Source organism: Microcoleus sp. Pol11C3, from assembly GCF_036701485.1.
Classification (GTDB): Bacteria; Cyanobacteriota; Cyanobacteriia; order Cyanobacteriales; family Microcoleaceae; genus Microcoleus.
The window spans coordinates 22,532-30,039 of record NZ_JAUBQW010000080.1 but is presented as its reverse complement, the minus strand read 5'-3'; the positions used below and the strand labels follow the sequence as shown (position 1 = coordinate 30,039).

Sequence of the window (7,508 nt, the reverse complement as noted above, 5' to 3'; positions counted from 1 at the left end):
CAGTATGGGGTTGTCCACGGTTTATACCTCTCTCAAAACATGAGCCTAGTTTACTTTGACTTGTGTGTACACGGTAGCCTTTTCTGGGGAGTAGTGTTAGCTTCGCGAATGTTTTTTGAGCTGGCGCCAGTCAGCAGCACTTGGTTAGTTCAATGTCCCAGATTCCTGACGGCGAGTAAATCTCCAATCGACTGACTTCTTTGCCGTTGAGCTTCGTACACGATCAGGGCTCCGGCGATCGACACATTTAAAGATTCTACGCCACGACTCAGGGGAATTTGGATTTGTTGATCGGCCAAACTCCTCAATTCTTCCGACAAACCAGAGCCTTCGTTGCCCAAAACTATCAGAGTCGGCACTCGCAAATCTACTTCCCAATAACTTAAACTGGCCCCGGCGACGGTTGCTAAAATTTGCATTCCTCGATTTTTATAGGCCGAGACTTCGGCGGTTAAATCTGGACTGACTGCCATTGGCAGCTTAAACCAAGCTCCTGCCGAGGCGCGCAGCACTTTGGGATGGTCTAAATCGGTGCTGTCTGCGCTCAGCAGCAAACCGTCGGCATTAGCAGCTGCAGCCGTGCGGACGATCGCCCCCAAGTTGCCGGGATCTTGGATTGTTTCTAGGGCTATTCCTAAAGTTGACAATTTTGCGGGCTCTGTTGCGGTGCGGGGTGCGGTGGCGACAATGCCGTCGGGTTGGACTGTAGTGGCGATCGACTCTAACACTTTTGCACTTACTAATTCTGTGCGATCGGCTAAATTACCAACTTGCTCCCAAAGTTTCCCGTGCTGATCCAGCCATTCGGGAGTGCAGCAAACCGTTGCTAGCGGGTATTTGGCAGCGCAAGCTTCCTCCAGCAAGTGCGTCCCTTCGAGTAAAAATAATTGTTGTTCCCTGCGTCCCTTCGAGCTGTGCAGCTTGCGAATTTCTTTAACTAGGGGGTTTTGAATACTTGTCAGCATTGTTTAATTCAGCAGAGCGAATGGGGTTATTGCCTGTATCGGGTTAACCCCAAACTTCCTTCTGCCTTTGGAATGCGGAACCCGGGACTTGAACCCGGAAGGCTTGCACCACATGAACCTGAATCATGCGCGTCTACCAATTCCGCCAGTTCCGCATCGGTCACGAATTACTACTCTGCCATAAGTTCGCGAATCTGTCAAGTGTTTTGGGGAATTTATTTTTTTGTGGGCTGCGAGTAATATTTTTTTGCACAAATTACTGTTCGGGTTGAGAAATGCTTTAGTTTGGAGAATTTACTGTTAGCAAAACATCGCAAAACGCTGTGTAGTTGAGTAGGGTGCGTCAGATCGCGTCCGGTTATTAATAATCCCCAAGCTTTGATCTGACGCACCCTACGGGATTTGCTGAAAAAAGGGGAATCTAATCTGCCAAATCGGGGAAAACCTCGCGCACGGCCGGATGCACCAATCGGTGATTCTGCACGTTCAATCCCTTCGCCAAACTCGGATTCATTTCCAAAGCTTTAATCCCGTTATGTGCCAACTGCAAAACATAAGGCAAAGTGCTGTTATTCAAAGCTTGAGTCGCAGTCCAAGGCACGGCACCGGGCATATTCGGCACGCCGTAATGCACAACTCCTTCCTCAACATAAGTAGGATTTGTGTGAGAAGTTACCCGCAAAGTTTCCACGCAGCCGCCTTGGTCAACGGCTACGTCAACAATCACAGAACCGGGGTGCATCTTCGCAACAAATTCGCGAGAAACCAGAATCGGAGCTTTTTTACCTAAAACCAAAACCGCACCGATTAACAAATCAGCATCGGGAACAACTGCTTCAATTTGCAAAGGACTGCTGTAGAGGTATTCTACTCTGGAACCGAACAGAGTTTCCAAGTAGGCTAAGCGATCGACATTTACATCCAAAATCTGCACTCTAGCGCCCATTCCTACAGCAATTCGGGCTGCTTCTGTGCCAACGATTCCGCCGCCCAAAATCACAACTTTACCCGGTCTTACCCCCGGTACGCCGCCCAGAAGCACGCCCCGGCCACCTTGCTGTCGTTCCAGAAACCGAGCTCCAAACTGCACGGCCAAACGCCCTGCAATAATGCTCATCGGTGTCAGCAGCGGCAATTTTCTGTCCGGGAGTTCGACGGTTTCGTAGGCGATGGCCTGGACTCCGCTGCTGATTAAATGCTCGGTTAATGTGCGATCGGCAGCCAAGTGCAAATATGTAAACAGCAACTGCTCTTTTTGAATCAGCGGATACTCAGCAGGCAGCGGTTCTTTAACTTTAACAATTAGTTCGCGATTCCAGACATCTGAAGCCTTTAAGACAATCTTAGCCCCTGCTTGAACGTAGTCCTCGTCCGCGAAACCGGCCCCAGCACCAGCATTCGTTTCCACAAAAACTGTGTGGCCTTTGTCCGAACAAGCCCGGACACTTGTGGGACTGAGCCCGACTCGAAACTCTAAATCCTTGATTTCCTTGGGGACGCCTATTTCCATCTATAACCTCTAATCTCAGGCATACGTCGATCGAATCTAACCTAAAAACCATCCCCAGCGGGACAATACCATTGTAGATTTTAGATTTGGCAATCCGGCGGGGCTAGGAGAATTTTTGTTTAATTTTTATCCAGTGCGATCGTAATTTCCTACATTTAGATTTGAATTACATAATTTTTTAATTGATAGATCGACCGCAGATGTAGGGCAGATTAACACAGATTAACGCAGATAATTTCAAGAAGAGTCAATATATTTGATCTGTCACTTATAATTTAACAGGCATAACTCGCCCCCCTATCTAAACAAATGCCACGAATACCTACCTTAACATTCGATCGCGGAACACTCCTCATACACCCGCCGCCCAAAGGCAGAGACTGGGTGGACTTTGCGACATGGGACGATCGCGTGGAAAAATACCGCATTCGAGCCATTCACTACCGCCCGCTGGTAGAATGCCTCCAAGCCGAGTGCATTCACTTCACGGACGAAGCTAGGGGATACGAACTACTCGAACTCTTACCCAGCGTGGAAATGCAGCCTTACCCACATCAAGAACAAGCCCTCGTAGCTTGGCAGGAAGCAGGCAGCCAAGGAGTAGTCGTTCTACCCACTGCTTCGGGCAAAACTTATCTGGCACAATTAGCCATGCAAGTCACTGGTCGCAGTACATTAATTGTAGTACCAACTCTTGATTTAATGCACCAGTGGTATGCTAATTTAAAAGCTGCTTTTCCCGACATGGAAATCGGATTGTTGGGCGGAGGTTCGCGGGACAAAACGCCAATTTTAGTGGCAACCTACGACAGTGCAAGTATTCATGCAGAAACCTTGGGCAATAAATACGGTTTGCTGGTTTTTGACGAATGCCACCATTTGCCAACGGACTTTTATCGAGTAATTTCCGAATATGCGATCGCGCCTTTTCGACTCGGACTGACAGCTACACCCGATCGCACAGATGGCCGCCACAGCGATTTGCATTTCCTGATCGGCCCGACAGTATTTAGCAAAAGACCCGAAGATTTGGCAGGCGATGCTTTAGCCGACCATAAAATAGTTCAAATCATGGTCAAACTGTCAAAAGAAGAGGGCGATCGCTACGCCGAATTAATCAACATTCGCAACGACTTCTTAAAACAGTCTAACATCAGAATATCCAGCCTGGATGGTTGGAAACAGTTTATCATGGCAAGCGCGCGATCGCCCTTGGGACGGCGCGCCATGATCGCCCACCGCCAAGCCAAAGAAATCGCCCTTTGTACCGAAGGCAAACTGCGAATCTTAGCCCAAATACTAGCAGAACACTCTCCCCAGCGCACCCTAATCTTCACCGGAGACAACGCCACAGTTTACCGAATTTCCCAAGAATTTCTCATCCCCACAATTACCCACCAAACCCCTGTCAAAGAACGCCACGAAATCCTCGATCGCTTTCGCAGCGGCGAATACAAAACCCTCGTCGCCTCCCATGTCCTCAACGAAGGAGTGGACGTTCCCGACGCCAGAATTGCTATCATATTGTCAGGCACCGGCAGCGAACGCGAATACATTCAGCGATTGGGTCGAGTTCTCCGCAAAAGCAGCGATGTAAATAAGTTAGCGATTCTCTACGAAGTCGTCACCGAAGACACCAGCGAAGAAAGAACATCCCAGCGCCGCCGAGGAGGAATGCAGCCTCAGAAACCCCAACCACAAACACAAATAGAACCGCCAAAGCCCGAATATCAGAAATTAGAAACTGTCAAACCGACACCCATTTACGGAGTCAACCGAGAGACAACCAAAAAAGCAGCAGAATCACCCGCAAAATGGGGAGAAGACAATGATGAAATTCCCTGGTAGGAAGCCTAAATAAGTTAGTTGTGGGATGGGTAGTCTTAGCGAAAAGATGGCTATCTAATTAAATCACTCCTAGGTTTATTTAAAATCTACAATCTACAATCGATTTACGGAGTCAACCGAAAGGCGACTAGAAAAGCAGCCGAATAACCGGAAAAATGGGAAAAAAATGATTGTTTCAAGGAATTTTGAATAGTGCCCAATTAGTGTACAATCTAAATGTTAACTAATTCACATTACCGGAAGATGAGCGAAACTGCACAGATAAGTAATTTTAAAGTCTTCCCCAAACATACAGGAGTTTGGGAGGGAACTTGGACAATCCTCAATGCTGATTTCCAAGAAACCCAGCGTTTTACCGCCGTGTTAACCCAGGAAATTGTGGACAACGAGTGGAGGCAAACTAACGTTCAAACTTATGCCAATGGCAAGAGTGAAACCCAAAACTTTGTAGGTCATGTTGTCGGTGAAGGGCAAGTGGAAATTGAAAGTCCTGACTCTATCTTTTCTAACTACAAGACACTAGCCACAGAAGTGGGAGCTCATTTGATCGTTTTTCAAATATGGGACAAAGCAACTGGCATTCTGAGGGCTGTAGAAACCATAAATCTCGTCAGTGGTGATCGGCGAATTCGGACTACCCAAAGCTTGACAGAAGAGGGAAAACTTAGGGGAGTTATGGTGATTGTTGAACAAAAAATTGAGTAAAAGTTTTCACTGCGTATGTTACCAACTGATTTATTAAGTCACCGCCAAAACGGAGAATCAATTATTCCTCTCCGCCTCAAGATAGATGCTAAAAACTTAGAAGCAGCTAGAGAAATGATCGACTGCTTCCAAGAGTCGATCGGCAAAACCCAAGGCGAGCTCGACGGACGCTTGCTAGAATTAGAAGGCGACAGCCCGGATTATCGGCTGAAACGGGGATTAGCGCACCTGCTGAAGGGCGGTTTCTGCACCTTGGAAGTCATCAGTCCCCTAGAACCATTGGAGTTGAGACAGCGGGTGTTTGCCTTGTCCGCGCGATCGACTCCCAGCCCTCAATCCACCCAATTAACCCTGGAAAAAGTAGCAAGTGAACTAAGCCAAGACTTAAATAGAGAAGTTTTACCCAGCGAAATCACTACAGGTTTATACGCCGATTTAAACGAAAACAAAATCCTCACTGAGTTTAATCCACCAACTCCCGAAAACTTGCTTCACAAATACAATCTTTCTCAAGTTCAAGGCATATTTTACCGAGCAAGTCAAGTCCAATTAACAGCCCACCGCAACGATCCAGGAGAATACAAACTCTTATTTCGCTATCTGAAACTATTTCAATTAATGACTTACATCGAAGGCGATGCAGACCACGGTTTTACACTGACAATAGACGGCCCTACAAGCTTATTCAAACCCAGCACCCGCTACGGCTTAGCCCTGGCGAAAATGCTGCCCGCACTGCTGCACGTCACCAAATGGAGTATGCACTCAACCCTGCACACAAAAGACCCTTTTAGTGGCGTTTTGAAAACAGGTAAATTCACCCTAAATTCCGACTGCGGTTTAGTCAGCCACTATCCCCCTGGCAAGCCTTATGATAGTATGTTAGAAGCCGCATTTGCTGAAAGATGGAATTCCACAAAAACCGAGTGGCAACTAGAGCGAGAAGTTGATTTAATTCCCATTCCAGGTAGCGTGATGATTCCCGACTTTCGGTTAGTGCATCCCGACGGGCGAGTATTTTTATTAGAAATAGTTGGCTATTGGCGGCCGGAGTATTTGCAAAAGAAATTTGCACAAGTACAGAAGTCTGAATGCGATAACTTGATTTTAGCTATTTCCGAACGGCTGAATTTAGAAAAAGCCGGGGTAAATGTAAATGACGTGCCAGCAAAAGTAGTCTGGTTTAAAGATAAATTGTTGCCCAAATCCGTCCTAGAAGTCCTCGAATAGTAACCAATCCGCCCATCACTTGCAAACTTCTTTCTTTCTTTCTCCCTCTCTGCGCCCTCTGCGCCCTCTGCGGTTCAAAAAAATCCTCCTCAAAAAACATCGCACATTCCCAGCTATACTAAAATGGGAATTAACCCCAATCCTTACCACCGAATACTCTCACCTTAAAACCGATTGAAAAATGGCAGACACAAGTATTGTCGAAAGAATCAAAAAACTTTTAGCCCTCGCCACCTCATCCAATGAAAATGAATCGACTGCTGCGGCAGAAAAAGCTTCTCTTTTACTGGCACAGTACAATCTCAGCCTCGCGGATTTAGGGCCAAATCACCAAGAAGAGATTGACGAAAACTCAGTTGAAACAACATCGAAATTTGTCACTTGGAAAATGATGCTGCTTTCGGGAATTGCGGACGCTAATGGTTGCAATGCCATGCGAAACACTTATAATGGCAGTATGTTTTTGGTGGGAACTTCTACAAACTTGATTGTTTGCAAACACCTGTACGAGTATTTGAGTTCTGCGATTGAAAAAAGGGCTAAATACCGCAAAGGAAACGGCAGGGGGTTGGCGTATCTGAATGCTTTTCGGGTTGGATGCGCGACAAGGTTGAGACAAAGATTGTTGGAACAAAAACAGGAGATGGAAGAGTCGGGGATTCCGGGTTCGGGGGATGTGGCGGCGACTCCAGGGATTGTTGTACGATCGATGTTTGAGAAAAATCAACAGGCGATCGCGGATTATCTAGAGGGTCGAGGGGTTAAAATTAGAACGAGAACAGATTCTCAAGTCAGCAGCGAGGCGGGTTTTAATTCTGGGTATGAAGTCGGCGACAAAATTAGTTTGCACAAGCAAGTGCAGCAGCAAGGGGATATGAAGCAACTTAATGAATGTCTTTGAGTAGGGCGTGCGATTCTGGGATGACTTATCAAGAAATTATAGATGATTTTCGCTGCAAGCTGGTATAAGACCTATTGTCATCTTACAGATCGATCGTGCTAATGCAGTAAGTCCTCATACTATTATTGCACTGTTTACTACAAAGATTCGTCGCGCTCTTTTACCTTCTCATGTATTTGTTCCATCTGGAGTTGGGGGGTTTAAATCAAGATTCAGTAAGACTTTGCGAACAGATTCGGGTGATCGACAAATCTACGGTTATTAGGGTAATCGGTCATTTAGATGAAAATTATATGGATGAGCTGGCAGTAGCCCTACGTGTGATTTTAGGTTTGTGAGCGATCGCAAT

The 7,508-nt window shown here is 46.6% G+C and carries 8 protein-coding genes and 1 tRNA gene; 6 read left to right on the top strand and 3 right to left on the bottom strand.

Going from position 1 to position 7,508, the window contains the following annotated elements; all coding sequences use genetic code 11:
• Nucleotides 1–149: 149 nt before the first annotated feature.
• The 3 genes from QUA40_RS18150 to ald all read right to left on the bottom strand — a co-directional run bounded on the left by QUA40_RS18150 (nt 150) and on the right by ald (nt 2,475).
• On the bottom strand, nt 150–965 hold the full coding sequence (locus QUA40_RS18150; RefSeq protein ID WP_333128257.1) for an RNA methyltransferase: 816 nt from the start codon (nt 963–965) through the stop codon (nt 150–152).
• A 73-nt stretch (nt 966–1,038) separates the two neighbouring features.
• Nucleotides 1,039–1,120: transfer RNA gene (locus QUA40_RS18145), tRNA-Leu, on the bottom strand.
• A gap of 266 nt (nt 1,121–1,386) precedes the next feature.
• Nucleotides 1,387–2,475 (bottom strand): alanine dehydrogenase, encoded by a 1,089-nt coding sequence (ald, locus tag QUA40_RS18140; protein WP_333128254.1) that lies wholly within the window; start codon nt 2,473–2,475, stop codon nt 1,387–1,389.
• Nucleotides 2,476–2,784: 309 nt separating this feature from the next.
• Between ald and QUA40_RS18135 the strand changes: the two genes are divergently transcribed.
• From QUA40_RS18135 to QUA40_RS18110, 6 genes are all read left to right on the top strand, one after another.
• Nucleotides 2,785–4,323 (top strand): DEAD/DEAH box helicase family protein, encoded by a 1,539-nt coding sequence (locus QUA40_RS18135; RefSeq protein WP_333128252.1) that lies wholly within the window; start codon nt 2,785–2,787, stop codon nt 4,321–4,323.
• Nucleotides 4,324–4,566: 243 nt separating this feature from the next.
• Nucleotides 4,567–5,028 carry a DUF3598 family protein gene (locus tag QUA40_RS18130; protein ID WP_333128250.1) on the top strand — a complete coding sequence of 154 codons (462 nt, stop codon included), beginning with the start codon at nt 4,567–4,569 and terminating at the stop codon, nt 5,026–5,028.
• A 15-nt stretch (nt 5,029–5,043) separates the two neighbouring features.
• Nucleotides 5,044–6,258 carry a DUF790 family protein gene (locus QUA40_RS18125; protein WP_333128248.1) on the top strand — a complete coding sequence of 405 codons (1,215 nt, stop codon included), beginning with the start codon at nt 5,044–5,046 and terminating at the stop codon, nt 6,256–6,258.
• Between the two features lie 181 nt (nt 6,259–6,439).
• A complete protein-coding gene (locus QUA40_RS18120; RefSeq protein ID WP_333128246.1) occupies nt 6,440–7,159 on the top strand; it encodes a DUF2786 domain-containing protein in 720 nt (239 codons plus the stop codon).
• A 52-nt stretch (nt 7,160–7,211) separates the two neighbouring features.
• Nucleotides 7,212–7,424 carry a type II toxin-antitoxin system PemK/MazF family toxin gene (locus tag QUA40_RS18115; protein WP_333128261.1) on the top strand — a complete coding sequence of 71 codons (213 nt, stop codon included), beginning with the start codon at nt 7,212–7,214 and terminating at the stop codon, nt 7,422–7,424.
• Nucleotides 7,399–7,497: a hypothetical protein gene (locus tag QUA40_RS18110; RefSeq protein ID WP_333128259.1), complete on the top strand. Its 99-nt coding sequence runs from the start codon at nt 7,399–7,401 to the stop codon at nt 7,495–7,497. Before QUA40_RS18115 ends, QUA40_RS18110 begins: the two co-directional genes overlap by 26 nt.
• The last annotated feature ends 11 nt before the right edge of the window (nt 7,498–7,508 follow it).

What these genes read in the sequence shown, in the direction of transcription:
- QUA40_RS18150 (WP_333128257.1), bottom strand. Translation starts at nt 965, where the DNA reads ATGCTGACAAGTATTCAAAACCCCCTAGTTAAAGAAATTCGCAAGCTG.
- ald (WP_333128254.1), bottom strand. Translation starts at nt 2,475, where the DNA reads ATGGAAATAGGCGTCCCCAAGGAAATCAAGGATTTAGAGTTTCGAGTC.
- QUA40_RS18135 (WP_333128252.1), top strand. Translation starts at nt 2,785, where the DNA reads ATGCCACGAATACCTACCTTAACATTCGATCGCGGAACACTCCTCATA.
- QUA40_RS18130 (WP_333128250.1), top strand. Translation starts at nt 4,567, where the DNA reads ATGAGCGAAACTGCACAGATAAGTAATTTTAAAGTCTTCCCCAAACAT.
- QUA40_RS18125 (WP_333128248.1), top strand. Translation starts at nt 5,044, where the DNA reads ATGTTACCAACTGATTTATTAAGTCACCGCCAAAACGGAGAATCAATT.
- QUA40_RS18120 (WP_333128246.1), top strand. Translation starts at nt 6,440, where the DNA reads ATGGCAGACACAAGTATTGTCGAAAGAATCAAAAAACTTTTAGCCCTC.